The sequence below is a fragment of the Pseudonocardia sp. ICBG162 genome, from assembly GCF_020496225.1.
GTDB classification, from domain to species: domain Bacteria; phylum Actinomycetota; class Actinomycetes; order Mycobacteriales; family Pseudonocardiaceae; genus Pseudonocardia; species Pseudonocardia alni.
On record NZ_JAHLJD010000005.1, the window covers coordinates 414428 to 439102 of the forward strand.

Sequence of the window (24675 nt, forward strand, 5' to 3'; positions counted from 1 at the left end):
CGTCGTCGTCGTGAGTACACCCCTGGACCACGAGTGGGAGACGACGTCGCGGCACCGCACCGCCGACGGCGTCGTGAGCTACCAGCGCTGCCGGTGCGGGGCCTGGCGGATCCGGCTCGCCGCGCCCCGCACCGCGACCGTCGCGGCGAGCGCCGGACGCGCCCGCGGGCTCAGGTGAGCAGCTTCTTCTGGACCTTGCCCATCGGGTTGCGGGGCAGGCCGTCGAGGAAGACGACCTCGCGGGGGCGTTTGTGCCAGGACAGCTGTGCGGCGACGTGGTCGATCAGCGCCTGGGCGTCGTGTCCGTCGCCGACGACGTAGGCGACGATCTTCTGGCCGAGGTCGGGGTCGGGGGCGCCGACGACGGCGACCTCGGACACGGCGGGGTGGTCGAGCAGGACGGCCTCGATCTCGCCGGATCCGATGCGGTAGCCGCCGGACTTGATGAGGTCGGTGGACTCGCGGCCGACGATGCGGTGGAACCCGTCGGGGTCGCGGACGGCGAGGTCGCCGGTGCGGAACCAGCCCTCGCCGGCCCAGCACTCGTCGTCGGCGTCGGGGCGGCCCCGGTAGCCGTCGAACAGCATGGGGCCGCGGACCTGCAGGCGGCCGACGGTCTCGCCGTCGTCGGGGACGGTGTCGGCGTCGGTCGCGTCGTCGGTGGCGGGGAGCAGGCAGGTCTCGGCGCCCGGGACGGGGAGGCCGACCCAGCCGGCGCGGCGTTCGCCGGAGGCGTGTGCGGACAGGGTGATCATGGTTTCGGTCATGCCGTAGCGCTCCACCGGTGCCTGCCCGGTGAGGGCGGCGATGCGGTCGAACAGTGATGCGGGCAGGGGTGCGCTGCCGGAGACGAGGAGCCGGGCCCGGCCGAGTGCGCGGGCGGCGTCGGGTTCGTCGACGATCCGGTTCCACACCGTCGGCACCCCGAAGTACATCGACGCGTCGACCGCGGCGTAGCGGGCGGGTTGCGGCTTCACGGTGTGCACGACGCGGGAGCCGCGGCGCAGTGATCCGAGGACGCCGAGGATCAGGCCGTGGACGTGGAACAGGGGCAGGCCGTGGGCGACGGTGTCGTCGGGGGTCCAGTCCCAGACCTCGAACAGGGCGTCGAGGCCGGCGGCGATCGCGGCGCCGGAGAGCTGGGCGCCCTTGGGGCGTCCGGTGGTGCCGGAGGTGTAGAGCAGCATCGCGGTGGCCGCGGGGTCGACCGGACGGGGGCCGATCGGCTGCGAGCCCGGTACGACGACCGGCAGGTCGACCCCTTCGGGCAGCTCCCCGGCCCAGGCCGTCGCACCCGAGTCGGAGAGCACGTGGCCGCGCTCGGCGGGCCCGGAGTCCGGCGGGACCGGCACGACCGGCACCCCGGCGAGGATCGCGGCGGTGATGGCGACGACGGTGTCGATCGAGGCGGTCGCGTGCACGGCGACCGGGCCGTCGCCGGGGATGCCGGCGGCGAACCGGCCGGCCCGGTCGAGGAGCTCGGCGCGGGACAGCACGTCGTCGCCGACGGTGACGGCACGCTCCAGGTCCCGGGGATCGGTCAGCGAGGTGAGCAGCAAGGTCGGTCTCCCGGTCGTGGGGGTCGGTACGAGATCGGTGGAGGGTGGGTGCCCACGGCGCGCGGGATCTCCTCCGCGAGCGCGGCCCGCATCCGGGCGACGAACGCGGCGGGCTCGTCGGCGGCGTCCGGACACTCCTCGACGATCCGGTCCACCGCCCCGAGCGCCAGCAGGTCGGCGCTGCGCACCCGCTGCGCGGCGACGGTCTCCGGTGCCCGGTCCGGTGTGCCGTGCACGATGACCGAGGCCCCCTCCGGCGGGAGCGGGGTCAGCCACGCGTGCCGGGCCGCGAGGACCCGGTCGGCGGGCAGCAGCGCCAGGGCCGCACCGCCGCCGCCCTGCCCGAGCAGCACCGACACGACGGGACCCCCCGGCCCGCCGGGCCCGGCCAGGCAGCGCGCGATCTCCCCGGCCAGCGCTCCCTGCTCGGCAGCGGGTGACAGCTCGGCACCGGCGGTGTCGACGACCGTCACCAGGGGCAGGCCCAGCTCCCCGGCGAGCCGGGCACCCCGGCGGGCCACCCGCAGGTCGGCGGGCCCGACCGGACGGGTGGCGGTCCGGTCCTGACCGACCAGGACGCACGGCGACGTCCCGAACCGGGTCAGGCACAGCACGGTCGCCGCGGCCGTCTCCCCCGCGCCGGTGCCGTGCAGCAGCACGGTGTCCGGGTCGGTGAGCAGGTCGCGCACGCCCGGCCGGTCCGGGCGCCGCGTCGCGGTGACCGAGGTCCACGCGTCGGGCACCGGTCCCGGCGCCGGGCCGGGCTCCGGCGCCGGGGGCACCGGCGTCGGGGCGTGGCGGGTGAGCGCGACGACCCGGCGCAGGAACCCCGCGAACCCGGCGGTGTCGAGCACGGCGTCGACGACGCCGTGCCGGTACAGGTTCTCCGCGGTCTGCACCCCGTCCGGGAACGCGGACCCGGTCAGCCCCCGGTACACCTTCGGCCCGAGGAACCCGACGAGCGCCCCCGGCTCGGCGACGGTGACCGACCCGAGCGATCCCCAGGACGCGAGCGACCCGCCGGTCGTGGGGTGCCGCAGGTGCACGACGACCGGCAGCCCGGCCCGGCGGTGCGCGGCGACGGCCCGGGCGATCCCCGACATCGCGAGGAACGCCGCGGCCCCGTCCTGCATCCGCGTCCCGCCGGAGGCCGGTGCCAGCACCAGCGGGAGCCGGGCCGTCGTCGCCCGCCCGGCCGCCGCGACGATCCGGGCGGCCGCGACGGTGCCGACCGACCCGGCGAGGAAGCCGAACTCGCTGCAGACCACCGCCACCCGGAGCCCGCCGGCCCGGCCCTCGCCGGTCACGACGGACTCGTCGGTCCCGGCGCGGGCACGGGCCCGGTCGAGCTCGGCGCGGTACCCGGTGGACGCCCCGGGCGGGGGTCCCGCCGGGGTGTCCCAGGACCGGAAGGAGCCGGGGTCGAGCACCGCGTCCAGGTAGCGGGACGACGCCGGACGGACGGGCTCGGGGACCGTCACCGCTGCCCCGCCACTCAGCCCAGGTCGACGATGGCGGCGACCGGGCCGCCGCCCTCGGGACCCTGGTGGGCTGCGGACACCGACACGAACACCGCCGGGTCGCCGGTCACGGCCGCGGTGACCCCGCCGACGCAGGACTTGATCTGCCGGTGCCAGTGCACGTCGGAGTCGTCGAGCATCGCGTTGCGCCGGCCGCGGACGGTGCCGTCCTGCGACGCCTCGCACTTGAGGAACACGTTGACCAGGCGGCCGTCCAGGTCGGAGGTGTGCGGCCGCTCGGGCAGGTCCAGGCCCGCGTCGCGGATCGCGTTCCAGATGCCGTCGGCGTCGAGCGCGTCGGTCATGACCGAGTGCCCGATCCGGTAGCGGCCACCGACCCCGGTCGCGTTCCCGACCACGACGACCTGCGCCCGGTCCAGCTCGACGCCCGACGAGCAGGACGACACCGCGGAGTAGAGGTCGCGGTCGTGCATGACGTCGGCGTCGGTCGGCATCTCGATCTCGCCGAGCGCGACGGCGACGCCGAGCGCGGTGCACCCGTTGGACAGGTCCATCGACTCGTGGGTGTGCTCGGTCCACACGGTCTTCCCGCGGGACTTGGCGTCGCGGATGGTGTGGATGGTCAGCAGCGGGGTCTTGGTCTGGACGTAGTGCACGTCGGCGGGGTCGGTGATGCCGGCCTTCTTCATCGCGGCCTGCACCGCGTCGGCCACCTTGGTGATCATCGGCGTGCGGCCGATGTCCTCCGGGGCCAGCTGCTCGCTCATCGCGAAACCGACGGTCAGACGGGGCTCGTCGGAGGGGACGACGTCCTCCGGCGGGACGGTCGCGAAGATCGTCGCGTGCGGGCTGATGACGCCGTCGGTGCCGCCGGACCAGACGATCGGGACCTCCCGGACCTGCTCGGCCGGGGCGCCCTTCCCGATCAGCACCTCGCGGAAGGCGCGGTCGGCGATGATGCGGGTGTAGTCGTTGACCCCGCCGTTCCCCTCGGTCTTACCGATGATCGCGACGACCCGGCCGGCCTGCAGGACCCCGTCGTCGATCAGCGTCGCGAGCTCGCTCGCGTCGGCCACGGAGTGGATCGGGACCTTGCGCACCTCGATGGCGTCGGGCATGACGGACTCTCCTTCTCCAGCGGTCTCAGGACGGGACGACGACGGTTCCGGCGCCGCCGGTGACGGCCTCGGTGATGTGGGTGAGGTCGGTGATGACGGCGCGGGTGCCGCCGTTCTCGACGAAGCGGCAGGCCGCGTCGACCTTGGGGCCCATCGAGCCGCCGGCGAAGTGCCCGTCGGCGGCGTGCGCGCGCAGCTTCTCGACACCGATCGTGCCGAGGGCCTCGGCGGCCGGGGTCCCGAAGCGGAGCACCGCGTGGGGCACGTCGGTGCCGATGACGAGCACGTCGGCGCCGACGGTGCGGGCGAGCAGCGCGGCACCGAGGTCCTTGTCGATGACGGCCTCGACGCCGGCCAGCTCGCCGGTGGGCCGTCGCACGACCGGGATCCCGCCGCCGCCGTTGCCGACGACGACGAACCCGGCGTCGACCAGGGCACGGATCGCCGGCCCGTCGACGATCTCCAGCGGCTCGGGCGAGCCGACCACCCGGCGCCAGCCCCGCTCGCCCCGGTCCTGCCAGGTCTGGCCGTGCGCGACCAGGACGGCGGCCTCGTCGGCGGGCAGGTAGCGCCCGACCGGCTTCGACGGCCGGAGCAGGCCCGGGTCGTCGGCCGAGACCCGGGTGCGGGTCACCACGGCGGCGGTGCGCCGGTCGACCCCGGCCGCGGCCAGCGCCGCGTCCAGCGCCGTGGTCAGGACGAAGCCGAGCGTCCCCTGGGTCTGCGCGCCGCACCAGTCCAGCCCGACCGGCGGGACGACGGCGGCCGCCAGCTCGTTCTTGACCAGCAGGTTCCCGACCTGCGGGCCGTTGCCGTGGGTGATGACGACGTCGTGGTCGCGGGCCAGCAGCCCGGCCACCGCCCCGGCGGCGACCCGCGCCGCGGCGATCTGGTCCTCCGGCCGCGCGCTGCCGTCGGCGGCGGTCATGGCGTTGCCGCCCAGTGCCAGCAGGACTCTCACGACGACGAACCTAGGAGCAGGGTGGCCGTCGTCTCACCGTCGTGGGCGACGGAAACCGCGCCGGTTCGATGGCAGGAGTTGCCGAAGGTCACGGGTGGTCCTTCCCGAGGAGGTGGGCGAGCGGACGGGTGCCGACGGGCAGGCCGTGGCGGTCGTAGTAGGCGAACATCGCGTCGAGGACCGGGCCGAGACCGGACGGTCCGGGGACCCGCTCGGCGGTCGTGCCCGCCTCCGCCGCCAGCTCGGCGACGGTGGCGGTGCGCGACGCGAGCTCGTAGGTGGCGCCCTCGTGGCCGGGTTCGGTCAGGACGGTCGCGGCGGCCGCCCCGACCTCGTCGAGGTCGGCGAACCCGAAGACGGCGTGCACGTCGTAGGGCACCCGGACCGGCCCGGTCAGGTCCAGGTTCTGCAGGTAGGCGCCGGGCTGCAGGACCGTCCAGCGCAGCCCGGACCGGCGGACGACGTCCTCGGTCCGGGCCTTGCCCAGGTGGTGGGGCATGTCGGGGGCGTACGGCGCGGCCACCGAGTGGTAGCCGACCCGGGTGACGCCCGCGGTGCGCAGCCCGTCGAGCCAGCCCGCGACCAGCGCCGGCTCGTCCGGGTGCAGGTTCGGGGCGATCAGGTAGGCGGCGTCGGCGCCGGCCGCGGCCCCGGCGACGGCGTCCGCCCGCCCCAGCGGGACGGCGGTGGCGCCCCGCGCCCGCAGCGCGGCCGCCACCGCCCGTCCGGTCTTGCCGTTGCCCCCGCAGATCACGACCCGCACGGCGGGCCTCAGAGCCGGTCGACGTCGGCGTGCGCGGCGCCCCCGGCCAGGGACGCGTAGCCGGGGCCGCGGTCGAAGAACGCGTCGTCGTCGCGGGACCACGCGGCCCGGCCCGCCCGCTCGGCCGTGGTGGCCGCCGCGTCGAAGCCGAGGGTGTCGTCGTCGAGGTCCCCGGTCAGGACGACGCCGTAGTCGGCCAGCGCCGCCGCGGCGGACACCTTGCGCCACACCACGTCGCGCACGACGGCCGCCGGGTCGCGGCGCAGCGGGTCGCCCCAGCCGCCACCGCCGGTCGTCCGCACCCGGATCACCTCACCGGCGCGGACCGGCTCGGCGTCGGCCAGCGCGTCGACCTCCCGCTCGTTCGGCCCGCCCGGGTCGATGACGACCTCGAACGGCCGCCCGGCCTTCCCGCCGCGCACCCCCCAGCAGGCCAGGATCGACCGGTCCGCGATCGACATGAAGTGCGCGTCCTTCAGCATCCGGACGTGCTTCTCGTAGCCGAGGCCGCCGCGGAACTCCCCGGCGCCGCCGGAGTCGGTGGCCAGCGACAGCGACTCGACGCGGAACGGGAAGCGGGCCTCGGTGAACTCGGTGGGCAGGTTCCGCGAGTCGGGGACGACGTGGATGGTGTCCTCGCCGTCGGCGTAGTAGCGGCCGCCGGAGCCGCCGCCGAGCACCTCGCGCATGAGGTAGGGGCGGCCCTCCAGGTCCTCGCCGTAGACGCCGGTGTAGCGGATCGTCTCCTGGTCGGCGGGCATCCGGCCGTCGACGGCCTTGGCGACGACACCGGCGAGCACCCCGAGCAGCCGCAGGATGACGAAGGTGCGCGCGTTGGTCGGCGCCGGGAACACCGGGGTCAGCAGCGTCCCGGGCGGCGGGAACCGCATCTCGATGAGCGGGACGATGCCCTCGTTGACGTCGAGCTCGGCCATCCGCTCCGGGGAGTCGGCGAGGTTGCGCAGGATCGGCGCGAGCCACTTCTTGAGGAAGACGCCGTCGGAGTAGTCGCCGCAGTGGTTGATCGGCCCCTTGGCCTGCGGGGAGGTGCCGGCGAAGTCCAGGATCAGCCGCTCGCCGTCGGGGTCGTCGGGTCCGGTCCGGGTGAGCGTGATCCGCTGGGCGTGCAGCCGGGGCTCCTCGACGCCGTCGTGCTCGGCGTAGTCCTCCCAGGTCCAGGTCCCGACCGGGATCCGGCCGACGATCTCGCGGCGGTAGGTCTCGGTGGTGCGGGAGATGATCGCGTCGAAGCAGGACTCGACGGTCTCGATGCCGTAGCGGTCGAACAGCTCGCCGAGGCGCCGGGCGCCCATCAGGCAGGCCGAGCACTCGGCGTCGAGGTCGGCGGCCAGCGAGTCGGGCATCCGCGAGTTGCGGGTCATGATCGCCAGGGCGGCCCGGTTGGGGACACCCGCGTCCCACAGCCGGATCGGCGGGACCATCAGTCCCTCCTCGAACACGCTGGTGGCGTTCGAGGGCATCGAGCCGGGGACCGCGCCGCCGATGTCGTCGTGGTGGCCGAAGGCCTGCACGAACGCGACGACGCGCCGGTCGCCGGCCGGCCCGGCGAAGACCGGGACGGTCACGCACAGGTCGGGCAGGTGCCCGATGCCGCCCTCGGAGCGGTAGACGTCGTTGTGGAAGAAGACGTCGCCCTCGCGCATCTGGTCCAGCGGGAACTCGCGGGCGATCGGGTGCACCAGCGCGGAGTAGGACCGGCCGGTGAGCTTGCGCAGCCGCCGGTCGTGGATGCCGGCGCGGAAGTCGTGCGCGTCGCGGATCATCGGGCTGCGGCTGGTGCGGGCGATGGCGGTCTCGACCTCCATCTCCACGCTGGCCAGCGAGCCCTGCACGATCTCGACGAGGACCGGGTCGGCGCTCGCCCCGGCGTCGTCGGTCAGCGGGCCGAAGGGGAACGCGGTGGGGGCGCGGCGCGAGCCGGTGTCGGCCGGGCGGTCGGTCGCCGTCGTCGCTGTGGTCACTGGTCGGCCTTCCGGGTCACGATGATGTTCAGGCGGGTGTCGACGCGGGCGGTGAAGCCCGGGTGCAGCGGGACGGTGGAGCCGAACTCCTCGACGATCGCCGGCCCGTCGACGACCGCGCCGGGGACGAGGTCGGCCCGCCGGTACACCGGGGTGTCGACGAAGCCCTGCGCGGCGTCGAAGCAGACCGGGCGCCGGCCCGCCGCGGCGACGACCGGGTCGGCGACGAGGTCGTGGGTGGCGATCTCCGGGCGGCGGATCGGGCCGATGCCCGAGACCCGCAGGTTGACCCACTCGACCTGCTGGCCGGGGTCGCCGGCGAAGTCGTAGCCGTAGAGGGCCCGGTGCGCGGCGTGGAAGGCGTCGGCGACCGTGACCAGGGCGTCCGGGGTGACCGGCCCGTCCGGCACCGGCACGCGGACCTCGAAGGCCTGCCCGAAGTAGCGCAGGTCGGCGGTGCGGACGAAGCCGTGCTGCGCGGCCGGGAAGCCCTCCCGGTCCAGCGCGGCGGCGGCCTGCGCGGTGAGGTCGTCGACGATGCGGGACACGTCGGCCGGGTCGAGCCCGTCGGCCAGCGCGACGTGGGTCTGCACGTAGTCGTTCTTCACGTCCACGGTGAGCAGCCCGAACGCGGAGACGTTGCCGGGGTTCGGCGGGACCAGGACGGTCGGGACGCCGAGCACGTCGACGAGCCGGCACAGCAGCAGGGAGCCCGAGCCGCCGAAGGTGGTGAGGGCGAAGTCGCGGACGTCGAGGCCCCGCTTGACGGTGACCTGGCGCAGCGCGTTGGCCTGGTTCCAGGCCGAGATCTCCAGGACGCCGGTGGCGCACGCCTCCGGGGTCAGGTCGAGCTCCTTGGCCAGGGCCTCGATCCCGGCGCGGGCGGCGTCGACGTCGAGCGGGATCTCCCCGCCGAGCAGGTGCGGGGGGATGCGGCCGAGGAAGACGTGCGCGTCGGTGATGGTCACCTCGGTGCCACCCTTGCCGTAGCAGAGCGGGCCGGGGTCGGCGCCGGCCGAGTGCGGGCCGACCTTGAGGGTGCCCTCCGGGGAGATCCAGGCGACCGAGCCACCGCCGGCGCCGACGGTCACGACGTCGATCATCGGGATCTTGGACGGGAACTGCCCGACCGAGCCCTCGGTGGTGAGCGTCGGCTCGCCGCCGACGACGACGCTGACGTCGGTGGAGGTGCCGCCGCCGTCGGAGGTGAGGACCCGGTCGTAGCCGGCCTCCTGGGCGATCAGCGCGGCACCGAGCGCACCGGCCGCGGGCCCGGACAGGACGGTCGTGATCGGCTGGTGGACGACCTCGTCGGCGGACAGGACACCGCCGTTGGACTTCATGACGTAGAACGGGATCTCGCGGCCGTCGTAGGCGGTCAGCCGGTTCTTGATGTTGGAGACGTAGGCCGACAGCCGCGGCTTCACGGCGGCGTCGACCAGGACCGTGGTGGCCCGCTCGAACTCGCGGTACTCACGCAGGACCTCGCTGGACAGCGACACGACGGCGGCCGGGTGCTCCTCGGCGAGGATCTCCCGCATCCGCTCCTCGTGGGTGGGGTCGGCGTAGGCGTGCAGGAAGCAGACGCCCAGGGTGTCGACGCCGTGGTCGCGGAACCAGCGGGCGGTCGCGCGGGCCCCGGCCTCGTCGAACGGGCGGACCTCGGCGCCGGTGAAGTCGAGCCGGCCCTCCACGCCGCGGACCAGGTCGCGGGGCACGATCCGGTTCGGCTTGACCCAGAAGTAGGAGTTGCCGTAGCCGTCCGGGACGGACTGGCGGGCGATCTCCAGCATGGCCTCGTAGCCCGCGGTGGTCACGAAGCCGAGCCGGTCGACCTTGCCCTCGAGCAGCTGGTTGGTGGCGACGGTCGTCCCGTGGCTGACGGCCTCGATGTCCGCCCCGGTCGCGCCCAGCAGCTCCAGGACCTTGTCGATGCCGGCGAGGAAGCCGTCGGCCGGGTTGGCCGGGGTGGAGGGCGTCTTGGTCGTGACGAGCTCGCCCGCCCGTTCGTCGAAGGCGACGACGTCGGTGAACGTGCCACCGGTGTCGATGCCGATCCGGATGCGCCGGGTCATCGGGGGTCCTTCCTGCCTGGGGTCGGTGAGTTCGATTGAACTCACCGACCGAGCCGGAGGACATGGCGACTTTTGCCGTCAAACTGCCATTCGACTGGCACTCTTCGCCAGTGTCTCGACGGCGGCCGCGACCTCCAGGAGGTAGCGGTCGGCGCCGTGGCGGGCCACGATCTGCACACCCACCGGGAGCCCGTCCGGGGTGGTCCCGAACGGCACCGAGACGGCCGGGCAGCCGGTCACGGTGATCAGGTAGGCCGAGCGCATCCAGTCCAGGTAGGAGTCCATCGGCATCCCGTCGACGGTGTCCGGGAACTCCCGGTCGGCCGGGAACGGCGGGACCTGCGACACCGGCAGCACCAGCACGTCGTGGTCGGTGAAGTACTCCCGCATCCGCTGCGCCAACGTGGTGCGCCGCTGGAACGCGACGGCGACGTCCGCGCCGGTCAGCGACTCCCCCGCCCGGATGTTCGCGGCCAGCGAGGACTTGAACTCCGTCGGGTGCACGGCCAGCTGCAGGCCGAACCGGGCCTGGAAGTGCCACGCGCGCAGGGTGCGGAAGCACTCGTCGGCGCCGGTGAGGTCCGGGACCGTGCCGGTCACCGCCGCACCCGCCCCCGCCAGTGCCGCCCCGGCCGCCTCGACGACCGCCCGGACCTCGCGGTCCACGACGAACGCGCCGTCGAGGTCGGCGGACAGCCCGACCCGCAGACCGGCGAGGGGCGCCGGGACGACCGGCGCCCCGAACGCGGAGCCGGGGTCACCGAGCGCCTGCGGCGCGCGTGGGTCCGGCCCGGCGAGCACCGACAGCAGCAGCGCCAGGTCGTCGACGGTGCGGGCCATCGGGCCGCCGGTCGAGGTGGTCTCCCACATGTTCGCCGTCGGCCATTCCGGCACCCGCCCCCACGACGGCCGCAGTCCGACCACCCCGCAGAACGACGCCGGGTTGCGCAACGAGCCGCCCATGTCCGAGCCCTCGGCCAGCGGCACCATCCCGGCCGCCAGCGCGCACGCCGCCCCGCCCGAGGACCCCCCGGCCGACCGGGTCGGGTCGTGCGGGTTGAGCGTGGTGCCGAACACCCGGTTGAAGGTGTGCGAGCCGGCCGCGAACTCGGGGACGTTGGTCTTGCCGATCGTCACCGCACCGGCCGCCCGTACCCGCTCCACCAGCAGCTCGTCGGCGTTCGGGACGTGCTCGGCGAACAGCGGGGAGCCGTAGGTCGTGCGCCAGCCGGCGACGGCGTGGGTGTCCTTGAACGCGAACGGCAGACCGTGCAGCGGGCCGGGCTCGGCCCCGGCGGCCAGCGCCCGGTCGGCGGCCTCGGCCCCGGCGCGGGCGCGTTCCTCGTCGAGGGAGACGATCGCGTTGAGCCGGGGGTTGCGCAGCGCGATCCGCTCCAGGTGCAGGTCGAGCAGCTCGCGGGCGGAGATCTCCTTGGCCCGGACCGCGGCGGCCTGCTCGCGGGCCGGGGTCGCGACGGTGATGTCGGCGGTCACCGGCGACGCCCGATCACGGCGCCGACCAGCACGCCGAGCAGCGCGACCGCCGCGCCGATCCCGATGCCCCGGGTGAGCTCCCCCGCGTCACCGCCCCCGGCGGCGGACGCGGCCGTGAACACCCCCGCGCCCGTCACCGGCTCGGCGTAGGCCGGGGCGCCGACGAGCGGTGCGCCCGGCTCCGTCACGGCGGCGGCCGGCCGGGCGGCGACGGGCACCGCGCCCACCCCGCCCGCGCCGATCGTCGCGCCGACGGCGTCGAAGAACTGGCCCGCCATCCGCTTGGAGACGCTGGCGAGCATCCGCTGGCCGACACCGCCGACCATGCCGCCGACCGTCGCGTCGGCGGTGTAGCCGATCCGGGTGCCGCCCGCGCCGAGGTCGTCGAAGGTGACGTCGACGACGGCGTCGACCGTGCCCGGTCCGCCCGCCCCGTTCAGGGTCATGACCAGCGACTCGTGCGGCTCCAGCTTCGACAGCGCGCAGCTGCCGGTGTAGGTGCCCTTGATCGCGGCGACCCCGGCGGTCACCGTCATCGCGTAGGCGTTCTCGCCGGTGGACTCCAGCCGTTCGCAGCCGGGGATGGTCGCGACCAGCACCCGCGGGTCGAGCAGCGCCTCCCAGACCCGCTCGACCGGGTGCTCGACGACGTTGCTGCCACTGATCTTCACGAGCGGTGCTCCTCACGCAGGCTGAACAGGTCCGACGGGGAGATCGGCATCGCGGTGACGGGGAAGCCCTCGGCGTCCTCCACCGCGGCGGCGATCACCGCCGACACCGGGATGACACCGGCCTCGCCCGCCCCCTTGATACCGAGGGGGTTGAGCGGCGACGGCGTCTCCAGGTGGTCGATCTCGATCCCGTCGGGGACCTCGGACACATAGGGCATCAGGAAGTCCATGAAGGACGCGTTGAGCAGCTGGCCGGACTCGTCGTAGGCCATCCGCTCGTACAGCGCGCCGCCGACGCCCTGGGCGACGCCGCCGTGGATCTGCCCCTCGACGACCATCGGGTTGATCAGGTGCCCGCAGTCGTGGACGACGGCGTAGCGCAGGATCCGGATCTCGGCGGTGTCCGGGTCGGTCTCGACGATCGCGGCGTGCATCCCGGAGGCGTAGGTCGCCCGCGGCGGGCTGTGGAAGTCGGTGCCCTCCAGGCCCGGCTGCTCCCCCTCGGGGACCGGCAGCGCGTCGGTGTCCCCGACGGAGAACTGGGTGGCGGCCTTCGACGCCTCGTCGAAGGCGTAGCGCAGCGGGTTGGACAGCACCGACAGCGTGCCCAGCGGGATCGACCGCTCGGTGCCCCGCACCCCCACCACGCCGTCGACGATCTCCAGGTCCGCGACGTCGGCCTCGAGCGCGTCGGCGGCCAGCCGCAGCGCCTTCTCCTTCGTCCTCCGCGCGGCCTTGAGGATCGCCGAACCGGACATGACCGCGGCCCGGGAGGCGAACGTGCCGACCGCGTAGGGCATCCGGCGGGTGTCGCCGGTGACGACCTCGACGTCGGAGAACCGCACACCCAGCTCGTCGGCGACGATCTGGGCGAACGCGGTCTCGTGGCTCTGGCCCTGGGTGGTGAGCCCGGTCGCGACCTTGACCTTGCCGGTGGTCTCGACGTGCACGTGCGCACCCTCGTAGGGGCCGACGCCGGTGCCCTCGACGTAGCAGGCCAGGCCGATCCCGACGGTCCGGCCCTGCTCGGCGCACTCGCGGCGGAAGGACGCGAACCCGTCCCAGTCGATCAGCTTGCGCAGCTTCTCCAGCGACGCCGGGTAGTCGCCCGAGTCGTACTCCAGCGGCCTGCCGTCCTGGAAGATCAGGCCGTGGTCGTAGGGGAACTCGTGCGGCTGGATGAAGTTCGCCGCGCGGACCTCGGTGCGGTCGCGGCCCAGGTACGCCGCGATCGCGTCCATCGTGCGCTCCATGGCGTAGCAGCCCTGGGGGCGCCCGGCGCCGCGGTAGGGCGTCACGATCACGGTGTTGGTGTAGAGCGAGGAGAAGACCACCCGGTAGGCGCCCGGCTTGTACGGGCCGAGCAGCTGGGTCGAGGTGATGATCGGGACGATCAGGCCGTACGGGGTGTAGGCGCCGTGGTCGTGCCAGAACTCGACGTCGAGGCCGAGCAGCCGGCCGTCGTCGTCGAAGCCGACCTCGACGTGCTGGACCTGGCCGCGCTCGTGTGCGGAGGAGACGAAGTGCTCGCGCCGGTCCTCCACGAACTTCACCGGCCTGCCCAGTGCGCGGGCGGCCATCGGGACCAGCAGCTCCTCCGGCCACGGGTGGACGATCTTGACGCCGAAGCCGCCGCCGACGTCCGGGGTGATGACGTCGACCCGGCCGATGTCCAGGCCCAGCTTCGCCGCGACGGCGGCGCGGACCCCGGTCGAGCTCTGGGTGGAGGTCCACAGGACCAGCCGGCCGGTGGCGGGGTCCCAGCGGGCGACGGTGCCGCGGCCCTCCATCGGCATGCACGCGCTGCGCTCGATCTCCAGGTCCAGCTCCAGGCGGTGCGGCGCCGCGGCGATCGCGGCCGGGGCGTCGCCGACGGCCTGCTCCATCCGGGCGCCGACGTTGCCGGGCACGTCGTCGTGCACGAGCCGCGCGGCCGCGCGCGACGCCTCGATCCCGACGACGGCGGGCAGCACCTCGTAGTCGACGACGATCCGGTCGACGGCGTCCTCGGCGACGTAGCGGTCCTCGGCGACGACGAACGCGATCGCCTCCCCGACGTGGTTCACCTCGTCGCGGGCCAGCGCGAACTGGGTCCGGCCGTGGGTCAGTGCGGGGTGCGGGATGAGCACGGGCAGCGGCTCGGCCATCGGGCCGGTCAGGTCGTCGTGGGTGTAGACGGCGTGCACGCCCGGCACGTCGAGGACGCCGGACACGTCGATGTCGCGGATGCGGGCGTGTGCGTGCGGGGAGCGCAGCACCGCCGCGTGCAGCACGCCGGGGCCCGGGTCGACGTCGTCGACGTAGCGTCCGCCGCCGCGCAGGAACCGCTGGTCCTCGACCCGCTGGACGCGCTGGCCCATGAGCTTGGTGGTCACCGGGCGGCCCCGATCTCCGCGCTGATCTCGGCGGCCCGCTCGACCGCCGTGACGATGTTCTGGTAGCCGGTGCAGCGGCAGAGGTTCCCGCCGATCATGTCGCGGGCCCGCTCCCGGGTGGGGCAGGGGTCGCGGCGCAGCCCGGCGGTGATCGTCGTCAGGAAGCCCGGGGTGCAGAAGCCGCACTGCAGGCCGTGGCACTCGGCGAAGGCCTGCTGCACCGGGGACAGCGACCCGTCCGGCTCGGTCAGGCCCTCGACGGTGGTGATCGCGCAGGACTGCGCGGCGACGGCGAGCATCAGGCAGGCCCGCGCGGGCTCACCGTCGACCAGGATCGTGCAGGCCCCGCAGACCCCGTGCTCGCAACCGACGTGGGTGCCGGTCAGGCCGAGGTCGTGACGCAGCGCGTCGGACAGCAGCCGTCGCGCCGGTACCCGCAGGTCGTGGACGACGTCGTTCACCGTCAGCCGGATGTCGTGGAGCGTCTCGCTCATCGCCCGCCTCCCTGCGCGGTCGCGTTCCCGGTCGCCGCGGCCACGACCCGGTCGGTCAGGACCCGCACCAGCTGCCGCCGGTAGGCCGCGGTGGCGTGGATGTCGGTGGACGGGTCCAGGTGTTCGAGTGCGGCGTCGGCCCGGTCGGCCGGGGCGACACCGGTCAGGTCGACGACCACCGGGACGTCGCTCACCGACAGGTAGCCGACCCGGATCCGGTCGCCGTCGACGACCGCCGCCGCACCGACCAGGGCGTAGTCGCCGTGCCGGCGGGCGACCTCGTCGAAGGCGACGCCCGCGCCCGGCGGCAGGCCGGGGAAGAACGCCGACACGGCGATCTCGTCGGGCCCGACCGCCGACTCCAGCGGGCCGACGAACAGGTCCCGCGCCGGGATCGTCCGGCGCCCGGCGGGCCCCTCGACGTCGAGCGAGCCCTCCAGCAGCCGCAGCACGACCGGCATCTCGGCGGCGGCGTCGGCGTGCACGAGGGACCCGACGGTCGTGCCGCGGTTGCGGATCGTGGGGTGCGCGACGTGGGCCAGCGCGGCGGGCACCAGCGGCTGGACCCTGGCGAGCAGCGGTGACTCCAGGACCGCGGTGTGCCGGGCCAGCGCGCCGACCCGGACACCCCCGTCGACCTCGGTGATCGTGTCCAGGCCGGGTACGCCGTTGATGTCGACGACCAGGGTCGGTGCGGCCAGCCGCATGGACAGCAGCGGCACGAGGCTCTGTCCGCCGGCCATCACCTTCCCGTCCGGCGCCGCGAGCGCGGCGACGGCCCCGGCCAGATCGGTCGGGCGGACGTAGTCGAAGGGTGCGGGTTTCACGGGCTCTCCTTCGCCTCCCCGTCGTCGACGCGGGTCACCATCGTCCCGGCGGGCGTCCCGGACGGGTCGGGCGTCGCGGACCGCCGGTCGCGCAGCGCGACGGCGTGGAAGTAGATGATCACCAGGATCGTGCCGAGCGCGATGCCGCCCAGCTCGAACCCGTTGCCCAGGTCCAGCGCGACGCCGCCGATGCCGGCGACCATGCCCGCCGCGAGGCCGACGAGGTTGCGGGGCTCACCGAAGTCGACCCCGTTCTCCACCCAGATCTTGGCGCCGACCAGCGCGATCATGCCGTAGAGCACGAGCGTGATGCCGCCGAGCACGCCGCCCGGGATCGCCGCGACCAGCACGCCGAACTTGGGGCACAGGCCGAGGAGGATCGCCACGGCGGCCGCGACGTAGTAGGCCGCGGTGGAGTACACCCGGGTGGCGCTCATGACGCCGATGTTCTCGGCGTAGGTCGTCGTCGGGGACCCGCCGAACAGGCTGGCCAGCGCGGTGGCGGCGCCGTCCGCGCCGAGCGCACGGCCCATGTAGGGGTCGAGGTCGTCGCCGGTCATCTCGGCGACCGCCTTGACGTGGCCCAGGTTCTCGGCGACCAGCGCGATGACACCGGGGAGCACGAGCAGCACGAACATCAGCGAGAAGCTGGGCGCGTGCACGACGGCCACGCCGTCCTTCAGGGTGCCGCTCGGCAGACCGAACCAGGCGGCGTCGGCCAGGCCGTCGAAGGACACGCGGGAGTGCGGCTCCGGGGTGCAGTCCGCACCGCCGCAAGAGGTGATCGGGCCGCTCAGGAGGTCGAGCAGCCAGGACAGCACGAACCCGAAGACGAGCGCGAGGAACACCGCGATCCGTCCCCAGAACCCGCGGAACAGCACGGCGGCGCAGACCAGGAACGTCGCGGTGAGCAGCGCGGTCCACTGGTCCACCGGCCAGTACACCGACGCGACGACCGGGGCCAGGTTGAAGCCGATCAGCATGACGACCGCGCCGGTCACCGCGGGCGGGAGCACCCGGTGCACGAGCCGGGCCCCGGCGAAGTGCACGAACACACCGATCGCGAGCAGCACCAGGCCGGAGACCATGATCGCGCCGGTCACGGCGGCGGAGTCACCGCCGGCGGCCCGGATCGCCGCGACGCCGCCGACGAAGGCGGCGCTGGTGCCGAGGTAGCTCGGTACCAGGTTCTTGCAGACGACCAGGAACAGGATCGTGCACAGCCCGGAGAACAGGATCGCGAGGTTGGGGTCCAGCCCCATGACCACGGGGAACACGAAGGTCGCCCCGAACATCGCGACGACGTGCTGCACCCCCAGCCCGACCGTCTTCCCCCACGGGAGCCGCTGACGGGGCGCGACCGCCTCTCCCGGACCGGGATCGACCACTTCCCACCTGAACATCGACATGGCGATCCCTTCACTTCAGCGACCGGAGACCCGACTCAAGCTAATGAGACCCAGGTCGCACCTCGACGGCTACTACTGCCGATTGACCGGTCGATCCACTGGCACGAATTGATGACGCCAGCACGATGCATGCATGCGTCGGCGCTCCGGTTTCCGCCGGATGTCGGTCGCGTTCCCGCCCGGTCAGCCGCCGATGCGCAGCGCCTGCAGCGCCACCGCGACGTCGAGTCGCAGGTTAGGGTCCGTCGACAGCGGACCGAGCAGCCGTTCCAGCTTGGAGACCCGGTACCGCATCGTGTTGTAGTGGAAGAACTGCACCCGCGCCGCCTCGGCCACGTTGAAGTTCGTGTCCAGCAGGACCTGCAGGGTCTCCCGCAGCTCGGCGGCCTCGGTGGTGGCCTCGGCCAGCGGGCCCAGCGCGTCGCGGACGAACGAGTCCAGCTCCGCCGGGTCCGGCACGAGCGCGAGCAGCCGGTGCAGGCCGAGCTGGTCGAAGAAGGTCGTGCTGCCGCCGCCGGAGATGCGGCGGCCCACCTCGACCGCCCGCCGCGCCTGGGCGTAGGCGCCGGGCAGGGCGTCGAGGTCGGGCACCGGGCGGCTGACCCCGGCCGAGAACTGCCGCCGTCCGCCGCCCTTGTCCCCGGCGACGGCGGTGACGGCCCGCCGCACGATGTCGCGCCCGGGGGGTGACCCGGGGTCGGCATCGACCGGCAGCAGGGTCACGACCTCGGAGGAGAAGTCGACGGTGGGGATGCCGTCCCCCAGCCCGGAGCAGACCTGGCGCCACCCCGCCGAGAACCGCTTCTGCCAGGCGCGCCACTGCTCGGCGGGGACCCGTGCGTCGATCGGGTCGAGCTCGGCGGTCAGCACCACCATGGGGCGGCGCAGGTTCCAGCCGAAGGTGTCCGCGTGCTCGGCGACGTAGGCGGGGTCGGCGGTACGGCGCAGCAGCAGGTCCCGCAGGAAGTCGCCCTGGTACTTGGTCTCGACGGCGGTGACCGCCTCCTCGCGGGTGATCAGCAGCGCGGCCACCGCGGCGGCGCGCTCCAGCGCCTGCACGTCGTCCGGGGCGAGCCGGGCGGCCAGGCGCACGCAGACCAGCCGGGCGAGGTTCTGCCCGCCGGCCGCGACCCGCAGGGTGCGGGCCTCCCCGCCCGCGACCCGGACGCCGTCGATCCCCATCCGCTCCACGCGCAGCCGGCCCGTCGGGTCGACGAGCTCGTGCTCGGTCAGCATCCGGAGCTGGTCCTCCGACAGCGCCGACGCCCGCTCCCGGCCGTCGGTGGAGGTGACCGCGACGCCCACGTCGAGCACCCGCCCGACCTCGGCCGCGATCCCCGCGAGGTCCCCGCCCTCCAGCGCGATCCGGGTGAGCCCGGTGTGCAGCGCATCGAGCCGGGCCAGCGCCTCACGCGCCGGGATCTCCGGGTCCCCGCTCTCGTCCGTCAGCAACTGTTGCCGTCCCTTCGGGTGGAAGGTGGCACAAGTTAACATCGGTCGGCGCGCCTGGCGAGGCTAGTTTCGGATCCGTGATCGGAGTCAGCGCACCCGTCCGGGTCCGCGACCTGCTGCGGCGGGCCGCGGACGGACCGGTCCGGGTCGTGCACCGCGGGCCCGATGCCGTCTACCTCGCCGTCCACGACGACGACGGCCGCGAGGCCTGCGTCGGCGTCCTCGGCGCGGACGCGGTGGCAGTGCCCTGCGGCCTGCGGTCCCGGCTCCCCGTGCTCGCCGTCGGCACGGCCGCCGTGCGCGGCGGGGTCCTGCACCTCGACGCCGAGCCGGTCGCCGTCCGGCGGCTGGTCGACACCCGGGTCCCCGCGCGGTCCCCGCTGCGCCGCACCGGGCTCCGGCCGGCCCCCGGCCTGCCGGCCGCGGTGACACCGGCCGCCGTCGCCGGGCTCGTCGGACGCGGCGAGGGCCTCACCCCGCTCGGAGACGACGTCCTGTGCGGCTGGCTCGCCCTGCACCGGGCCGCCGGCGCCCCCACCCCGGGGGTGGACGCCGCCGTCCGGGCCCACCTGCACCGCACCACGCTGCTGTCCGCCGAGCTCCTGCGGTGCGCACTGCGCGGTGAGGTCGTACCCCAGTTCGCCGCGCTGGTCACCGCCCTCGGCACGCCGGCCGAGCCCGCGGCGCTGGCCGCGCTCACCGCCGTCGGGCACACCTCCGGGGCCGCGATGGTCCACGGCGCCGCGCTCGCCCTGTCCGCCCTGCACACCGAAGGAGTCGCCGCATGACGACGACACACGTCGAGGTCCGGCCCGGCGCCTACGCCGACTCGGTCACCCTGCTCCGGGTCAGCCGCACCGCCCAGCAGCTCGACGGGGTGGTCGCCGCGCAGGTCGCCATGGCCACCCCGCTCAACATCGAGGTCCTGACCGGCATGGGGTTCACCGTCCCCGCCGGGACCGGCGCCAACGACCTGGTCGTCGCCCTGCGGCTGACCGGCGACGACGCGCTGTCCGCCGCCGTGGCCGGTGTCGACCGGGCCCTCGCCGAGGCGAACCGCCCGGCGCCGGGCGGCGGGGAGGGCGGCACCGTCGCACCGCCGCGCACCACCGCCACCGCGCTGGACCGGGCACCGGGCTCGGTCGTGCTCGTCTCGGTGCCCGGGCCCCACGCCACCGTCGAGGCGATGGACGCCCTCGACGCAGGCAGCGACGTCATGATCTTCAGCGACAACGTGCCGGTGGAGCAGGAGGTCGCGCTCAAGCGGGCCGCCGCCGAGCGGTCCCTGCTGGTCATGGGCCCGGACTGCGGGACGGCCGTGCTGGACGGGCTCGGCCTGGGGTTCGCGAACACCGTGGAGCCCGGCCCGGTGGGGATCGTCGCCGCGTCCGGGACCGGGTGCCAGCAGGTGATGGCGCTGCTCGACCACGCCGGGGTCGGCGTGCACGCGGCGCTCGGCGTCGGCGGACGGGACCTGTCCGCGGCGGTCGGCGGCCTCGCCACCCGGGAGGCCCTGCGCCGCCTCGACGCCGACCCGGCCGTCGAGCTGATCGTGCTGGTGTCCAAGCCGCCCGCGGCCGAGGTCGCCGAGGAGATCGACCGGGTGGTCGCGACGCTCGCGACACCGGTCGAGTACGCGCTGCTCGGGCCGGGCAGGCCCGACCTGACCGCGGCGACCGAGGCCGTCCTGGCCCGGCTGGGCCGTCCCGTCCCGGACTGGCCGGTGCACGGCACCGCGCGCCCGGCGAACGGGGGTCACCTGCTGCGCGGGCTGTTCGTCGGCGGCACCCTCGCGACCGAGGCCGCCCAGGTCGCGGACGCGGAGGCGGCCGGGGCCGGGCACACCTTCGTCGACTTCGGCGACGATGCCTGGACCCGCGGCCGCGCCCACCCGATGATCGACCCGACGGTGCGCCTGGAGCACCTCGCGGCGGCGCTGGCCGACCCGGGGACCGCCGTCGTCCTGCTCGACCTGGTGCTGGGGCACGGCGCCGAGCCGGACCCGGCCGCCGTGCTGGCCCCCGCGATCGCCGGGGCCCGGGTACCGGTCGTGGTCTCCGTCGTCGGGACCGCCACCGACCCGCAGGGCCTGTCCGCCCAGATCGACGCGCTGGTCGACGCCGGCGCCGAGGTCCACCTCTCGCACGCCCGCGCCACCCGCCGGGCACTCGCACTCCTCCCCGCCGACGCGACGATCGGAGCCGCTCGATGACCGTCCCCCCGCTGGTGAGCACCGGCACCGACCTGCTCGCCGACGCCGCCGCCGACCAGGCCGTCCCGGTCACCCGGGTCGACTGGCGCCCGCCGATGGACGGCACCGCGGCCGATCTCGCGACCGTCGCCACCGACCCCCTGCGCCGGACGGCGAACGAGCGCGCGCTGGCCGCGATGCTCGACGCCACCGCGACGCTCGTCGACGTGGCCCCGGCCTCGGAGGTACTCGGCCTCGCCCCGGGCGAGTTCCTGCACGCCGGGCCGCCGATCACCTGGGAACGTGCGTCCGGCCCGCTCCGCGGTGCCCTGATGGGCGGCGCGGCGCTGGAGGGCCTGGTCACCGACCCGGAGGACGCGGAGGCGCTGTTCGCGTCCGGCTCCTCGGTGTCGCTGGAGCCGTGCCACCACCGGGGGACGGTCGGCCCGATGGCCGGCGTCGTCACCCCGGGCATGTGGATGTTCGTGCTGGAGGACGCGGCCACCGGCCGTCGTACCCACTGCTCGCTCAACGAGGGCCTGGGCAAGGTCCTGCGCTACGGCGCGTACGGCCCGGAGGTCATCCGGCGGCTGCGCTGGATGGGCGACGTGCTGGGCCCGCTGCTGCGCGGCGCCGTCCGGGCCCGGCGGGACGCGGGCGAGCCGGTCGACGTGACCGGGGTGCTCACCCAGATGCTGCAGATGGGCGACGAGGCGCACAACCGCAACCGGGCGGGGACACTGATGCTCCTGCGGGACCTGGGCCCGGACCTCGTCGCGACGGCGGCCGCCGCGGGTGTCCCGAGCACCGACGTCGCGGAGGCGCTGCGGTTCGTCGGCGGCAACGACCACTTCTTCCTGAACCTGGCCATGCCCGCGTGCAAGCTGGCCCTGGACGCCGCCCGGGACGTCGAGGGCTCCACCATGGTGGTGGCGATGGCGCGCAACGGGACCGACTTCGGGATCCAGGTCTCCGGCACCGGCGACGAGTGGTTCACCGGCCCGGCCCAGCTGGCCGACGGCCTGTTCCTGGGCGACTACGGCCCGGCCGACGCCAACCCCGACATCGGCGACTCGGCCATTACCGAGACGGCCGGGATCGGGGGCTTCGCCATGGCCACCGCCCCGGCGATCGTGCGGTTCGTCGGCGGGACCGTGCCGGACGCACTGGCCACCACCCGCCGGATGCGCGAGATCACGCTCGGGGAGAGCCGGCGGTGGACCGTCCCGGTGCTGGAGTTCGCCGGGGTCCCCAGCGGCATCGACGTCACCCGGGTCTGCCGGACGGGCATCCTGCCGCAGATCAACACCGGGATGGCCGGGCGCGTCGCGGGCGTCGGGCAGGTCGGGGCGGGGCTCGTCACCCCGCCGGCCGGGATCTTCCCGAAGGCGCTCGCCCGGCTGGCGGAGCGGACGGTCCTCAGACGCGGCGCAGCAGCCTGACCACGACCGTGGTGATGATCAGCCACAGGATCGCCGCGACGCCGTAGTTGAGCGTGACGGCCATCTTCGGCTGGGCCGGGGTGAACAGGTCACCGAGCCCGAGGTTCAGCTGGGCCGCCCAGGAGGACACGAACTCGGTGAGGAGGTTCGCCGGGTTGGCGTCGAGCAGGGTCAGCACGATGTGCGCGACCAGGATGGCCACGATCACCAGGCCCACGATCCGCACGATCGTCGCGATGATCCCCATGCCCTGCCGCACGGTCGTACCCACGGTTGCCGCCATCACAAACCCCTTCGTCACGGACGGCGTCATGGTTGCACCGCCGCACCCTCACTGCCCTTCCAACGAGGGGAAACGCCCCTGGTTGTGATCACTTCGTTGCGAGCCGGGGCTCGGGGGCCGGGTTCGACCGTGCGGGTGGCGACTTGCCGCGCAACGGGGGTTCGGGTCTACGGTAGGAGACATGGCGCGCCTGCTCCTTCGCCGCCGCGGCGGGGTCTGAACCGACCGGCCCCTCGTCGCGGGGTTTCGCGTGTCCGCCGGTCGCCACGACGGCACGACGACGGAGCATTCCCGTGACCACCTCTCCCGACGCCTACGAAGCCCGCGCCCGCAGCAACGTCCGCACCCCCGAGGGCGCGCCGCACGCGGCCCAGCCCGCCTGGAACCGCCAGCGCGGCTCGCAGATGCCGGTCCACCGGTACAAGCCCTTCCATCAGCTGGTCGAGCCGGTCTCGCTGCCCGACCGCACCTGGCCGGACAAGGTCATCGACACCGCGCCGCTGTGGTGCGCGGTCGACCTGCGTGACGGCAACCAGGCGCTGATCGACCCGATGAGCCCGCTGCGCAAGCGGCGCATGTTCGACCTGCTGGTACGCATGGGCTACAAGCAGATCGAGGTCGGCTTCCCGGCGGCGAGCCAGACCGACTTCGACTTCGTCCGCGAGATCATCGAGCAGGGCGCGATCCCGGAGGACGTGCAGATCCAGGTCCTGACCCAGGCCCGCCCGGAGCTGATCCAGCGGACCTTCGAGGCCTGCGAGGGCGCGCACTCGGCGATCGTCCACCTCTACAACTCGACGTCGATCCTGCAGCGCCGGGTCGTCTTCCGCTCCGATCGCGCGGGCATCACCAAGATCGCCACCGACGGCGCGGAGGAGGTCAGCAAGTTCGCCGAGAAGTACCCGGCGACCGACTGGACCTTCCAGTACTCGCCGGAGTCCTACACCGGCACCGAGCTGGAGTACGCCGTCGAGATCACCAACGCGGTGAGCGCGATCTGGCAGCCGACGCCCGAGCACCCGATGATCGTCAACCTGCCGGCGACGGTCGAGATGGCGACGCCGAACGTCTACGCGGACTCCATCGAGTGGATGCACCGCAACCTGGCCCGCCGCGACTCGCTGGTGCTGTCGCTGCACCCGCACAACGACCGCGGCACCGGCATCGCCGCCGCCGAGCTGGGCTACCAGGCCGGTGCCGACCGGATCGAGGGCTGCCTGTTCGGCAACGGCGAGCGCACCGGCAACGTCGACCTGGTCGCGCTGGGCATGAACATGTTCACCCAGGGCATCGACCCGCAGATCGACTTCTCCGACATCGACGAGGTCCGGCGCACCGTCGAGTACTGCAACCAGCTGCCGGTGCACGAGCGCCACCCGTGGGGCGGCGACCTGGTCTACACCGCGTTCTCCGGCTCCCACCAGGACGCGATCAACAAGGGCTTCGCCGCGATGGAGGCCGACGCCGCGGAGGCCGGGCACCCGGTCGCCGACCACACCTGGGAGGTCCCGTACCTGCCGGTGGACCCGAAGGACATCGGCCGCACCTACGAGGCCGTCATCCGGGTCAACAGCCAGTCCGGCAAGGGCGGCATCGCCTACATCATGAAGACCGAGCACCAGCTCGACCTGCCGCGCCGGCTGCAGATCGAGTTCAGCCACGTCATCCAGGCCTTCACCGACACCGAGGGCGGCGAGGTCGAGCCCAAGGCCATGCGCGACGCGTTCGACGTCGAGTACCTGGGCCGCGAGACCCCGCTCAAGCTGGTGCGCCACCGCATCCACAGCGACGGCGAGGGCCGCGACGAGATCGTCGCGACCGTGCGCGGCGAGTCCGACCTCCACGAGATCGCCGGCTCTGGCAACGGGCCGATCGCGGCGTTCGTCGACGCGCTGGCCGGGATCGGGTTCGACGTGCGGGTACTCGACTACCACGAGCACGCGATGGGCGGCGGTGACGACGCCCGCGCCGCGGCCTACGTCGAGTGCGCCGTCGAGGAGAAGGTGTTCTGGGGCGTCGGGATCGACAGCTCGATCACCAGCGCCAGCCTCAAGGGCGTCGTGAGCGCGATCAACCGCGCCCTGCGCTGACCGCTCCG

General features: G+C 74.3%; 20 protein-coding genes. 5 read left to right on the plus strand and 15 right to left on the minus strand.

Going from position 1 to position 24675, the window contains the following annotated elements; all coding sequences use genetic code 11:
- The first annotated feature begins 10 nt into the window (after positions 1 to 10).
- Positions 11 to 178, plus strand: a complete 168-nt coding sequence (locus KPL60_RS02400; RefSeq protein ID WP_226354772.1) for a hypothetical protein — start codon at positions 11 to 13, stop codon at positions 176 to 178.
- Here KPL60_RS02400 and KPL60_RS02405 read toward each other — a convergent pair.
- The 14 genes from KPL60_RS02405 to KPL60_RS02470 form a co-directional block, all read right to left on the minus strand.
- Complete coding sequence (locus tag KPL60_RS02405) at positions 171 to 1559, minus strand: acyl-CoA synthetase (RefSeq protein ID WP_226364735.1); 1389 nt, start codon at positions 1557 to 1559, stop codon at positions 171 to 173. The two genes, KPL60_RS02400 and KPL60_RS02405, sit on opposite strands and share 8 nt — an antisense overlap.
- Positions 1541 to 3040 (minus strand): carboxyl transferase domain-containing protein, encoded by a 1500-nt coding sequence (locus KPL60_RS02410; RefSeq protein ID WP_226364736.1) that lies wholly within the window; start codon positions 3038 to 3040, stop codon positions 1541 to 1543. Before KPL60_RS02410 ends, KPL60_RS02405 begins: the two co-directional genes overlap by 19 nt.
- A 14-nt stretch (positions 3041 to 3054) precedes the next feature.
- Positions 3055 to 4158 carry a ring-opening amidohydrolase gene (locus KPL60_RS02415; RefSeq protein WP_226364737.1) on the minus strand — a complete coding sequence of 368 codons (1104 nt, stop codon included), beginning with the start codon at positions 4156 to 4158 and terminating at the stop codon, positions 3055 to 3057.
- 25 nt (positions 4159 to 4183) lie between these two features.
- Positions 4184 to 5119, minus strand: a complete 936-nt coding sequence (locus tag KPL60_RS02420) for a carbamate kinase (RefSeq protein ID WP_226364738.1) — start codon at positions 5117 to 5119, stop codon at positions 4184 to 4186.
- Between the two features lie 88 nt (positions 5120 to 5207).
- Positions 5208 to 5882, minus strand: a complete 675-nt coding sequence (locus KPL60_RS02425) for an SDR family oxidoreductase (protein ID WP_226364739.1) — start codon at positions 5880 to 5882, stop codon at positions 5208 to 5210.
- An 8-nt stretch (positions 5883 to 5890) separates the two neighbouring features.
- Positions 5891 to 7864, minus strand: a complete 1974-nt coding sequence (locus tag KPL60_RS02430; protein ID WP_226364740.1) for a hydantoinase B/oxoprolinase family protein — start codon at positions 7862 to 7864, stop codon at positions 5891 to 5893.
- Positions 7861 to 9939: a hydantoinase/oxoprolinase family protein gene (locus KPL60_RS02435; protein ID WP_226364741.1), complete on the minus strand. Its 2079-nt coding sequence runs from the start codon at positions 9937 to 9939 to the stop codon at positions 7861 to 7863. Before KPL60_RS02435 ends, KPL60_RS02430 begins: the two co-directional genes overlap by 4 nt.
- Positions 9940 to 10017: 78 nt before the next feature.
- Positions 10018 to 11433 (minus strand): amidase, encoded by a 1416-nt coding sequence (locus KPL60_RS02440; protein WP_226364742.1) that lies wholly within the window; start codon positions 11431 to 11433, stop codon positions 10018 to 10020.
- Positions 11430 to 12104: a carbon monoxide dehydrogenase subunit G gene (locus tag KPL60_RS02445; RefSeq protein WP_226364743.1), complete on the minus strand. Its 675-nt coding sequence runs from the start codon at positions 12102 to 12104 to the stop codon at positions 11430 to 11432. Before KPL60_RS02445 ends, KPL60_RS02440 begins: the two co-directional genes overlap by 4 nt.
- Positions 12101 to 14479 (minus strand): aerobic carbon-monoxide dehydrogenase large subunit, encoded by a 2379-nt coding sequence (gene cutA, locus KPL60_RS02450; RefSeq protein ID WP_226364744.1) that lies wholly within the window; start codon positions 14477 to 14479, stop codon positions 12101 to 12103. Before cutA ends, KPL60_RS02445 begins: the two co-directional genes overlap by 4 nt.
- Positions 14476 to 14973: a (2Fe-2S)-binding protein gene (locus tag KPL60_RS02455; RefSeq protein WP_226354761.1), complete on the minus strand. Its 498-nt coding sequence runs from the start codon at positions 14971 to 14973 to the stop codon at positions 14476 to 14478. Before KPL60_RS02455 ends, cutA begins: the two co-directional genes overlap by 4 nt.
- Complete coding sequence (locus tag KPL60_RS02460) at positions 14970 to 15800, minus strand: xanthine dehydrogenase family protein subunit M (RefSeq protein WP_226364745.1); 831 nt, start codon at positions 15798 to 15800, stop codon at positions 14970 to 14972. The genes KPL60_RS02455 and KPL60_RS02460 overlap by 4 nt, the downstream gene beginning before the upstream one ends.
- Positions 15797 to 17203, minus strand: coding sequence for a uracil-xanthine permease family protein (locus KPL60_RS02465; protein ID WP_226364746.1), 1407 nt, complete (start codon positions 17201 to 17203; stop codon positions 15797 to 15799). The genes KPL60_RS02460 and KPL60_RS02465 overlap by 4 nt, the downstream gene beginning before the upstream one ends.
- 189 nt (positions 17204 to 17392) lie before the next feature.
- On the minus strand, positions 17393 to 18661 hold the full coding sequence (locus KPL60_RS02470) for a CdaR family transcriptional regulator (protein WP_226354759.1): 1269 nt from the start codon (positions 18659 to 18661) through the stop codon (positions 17393 to 17395).
- 77 nt (positions 18662 to 18738) lie between these two features.
- Between KPL60_RS02470 and KPL60_RS02475 the strand changes: the two genes are divergently transcribed.
- Genes KPL60_RS02475 through KPL60_RS02485 form a run of 3 tightly spaced genes read left to right on the plus strand, consistent with a single transcriptional unit; the run spans position 18739 to position 22294 of the window.
- Positions 18739 to 19449, plus strand: a complete 711-nt coding sequence (locus KPL60_RS02475; RefSeq protein ID WP_226354758.1) for a DUF2877 domain-containing protein — start codon at positions 18739 to 18741, stop codon at positions 19447 to 19449.
- Positions 19446 to 20873, plus strand: a complete 1428-nt coding sequence (locus tag KPL60_RS02480; RefSeq protein ID WP_226364747.1) for an FdrA family protein — start codon at positions 19446 to 19448, stop codon at positions 20871 to 20873. The genes KPL60_RS02475 and KPL60_RS02480 overlap by 4 nt, the downstream gene beginning before the upstream one ends.
- Positions 20870 to 22294, plus strand: a complete 1425-nt coding sequence (locus KPL60_RS02485; protein ID WP_226364748.1) for a DUF1116 domain-containing protein — start codon at positions 20870 to 20872, stop codon at positions 22292 to 22294. Before KPL60_RS02480 ends, KPL60_RS02485 begins: the two co-directional genes overlap by 4 nt.
- Here the strand turns inward: KPL60_RS02485 and KPL60_RS02490 are convergent.
- Positions 22272 to 22577 carry a hypothetical protein gene (locus KPL60_RS02490; protein WP_226364749.1) on the minus strand — a complete coding sequence of 102 codons (306 nt, stop codon included), beginning with the start codon at positions 22575 to 22577 and terminating at the stop codon, positions 22272 to 22274. The two genes, KPL60_RS02485 and KPL60_RS02490, sit on opposite strands and share 23 nt — an antisense overlap.
- 293 nt (positions 22578 to 22870) lie before the next feature.
- Between KPL60_RS02490 and leuA the strand changes: the two genes are divergently transcribed.
- A complete protein-coding gene (leuA, locus tag KPL60_RS02495) occupies positions 22871 to 24667 on the plus strand; it encodes a 2-isopropylmalate synthase (protein ID WP_226364750.1) in 1797 nt (598 codons plus the stop codon).
- Positions 24668 to 24675 lie beyond the last annotated feature (8 nt).

What these genes read in the sequence shown, in the direction of transcription:
- KPL60_RS02415 (WP_226364737.1), bottom strand. Translation starts at nt 4,158, where the DNA reads ATGCCCGACGCCATCGAGGTGCGCAAGGTCCCGATCCACTCCGTGGCC.
- KPL60_RS02435 (WP_226364741.1), bottom strand. Translation starts at nt 9,939, where the DNA reads ATGACCCGGCGCATCCGGATCGGCATCGACACCGGTGGCACGTTCACC.
- KPL60_RS02455 (WP_226354761.1), bottom strand. Translation starts at nt 14,973, where the DNA reads ATGAGCGAGACGCTCCACGACATCCGGCTGACGGTGAACGACGTCGTC.
- KPL60_RS02465 (WP_226364746.1), bottom strand. Translation starts at nt 17,203, where the DNA reads ATGTTCAGGTGGGAAGTGGTCGATCCCGGTCCGGGAGAGGCGGTCGCG.
- KPL60_RS02480 (WP_226364747.1), top strand. Translation starts at nt 19,446, where the DNA reads ATGACGACGACACACGTCGAGGTCCGGCCCGGCGCCTACGCCGACTCG.
- KPL60_RS02485 (WP_226364748.1), top strand. Translation starts at nt 20,870, where the DNA reads ATGACCGTCCCCCCGCTGGTGAGCACCGGCACCGACCTGCTCGCCGAC.
- KPL60_RS02490 (WP_226364749.1), bottom strand. Translation starts at nt 22,577, where the DNA reads ATGGCGGCAACCGTGGGTACGACCGTGCGGCAGGGCATGGGGATCATC.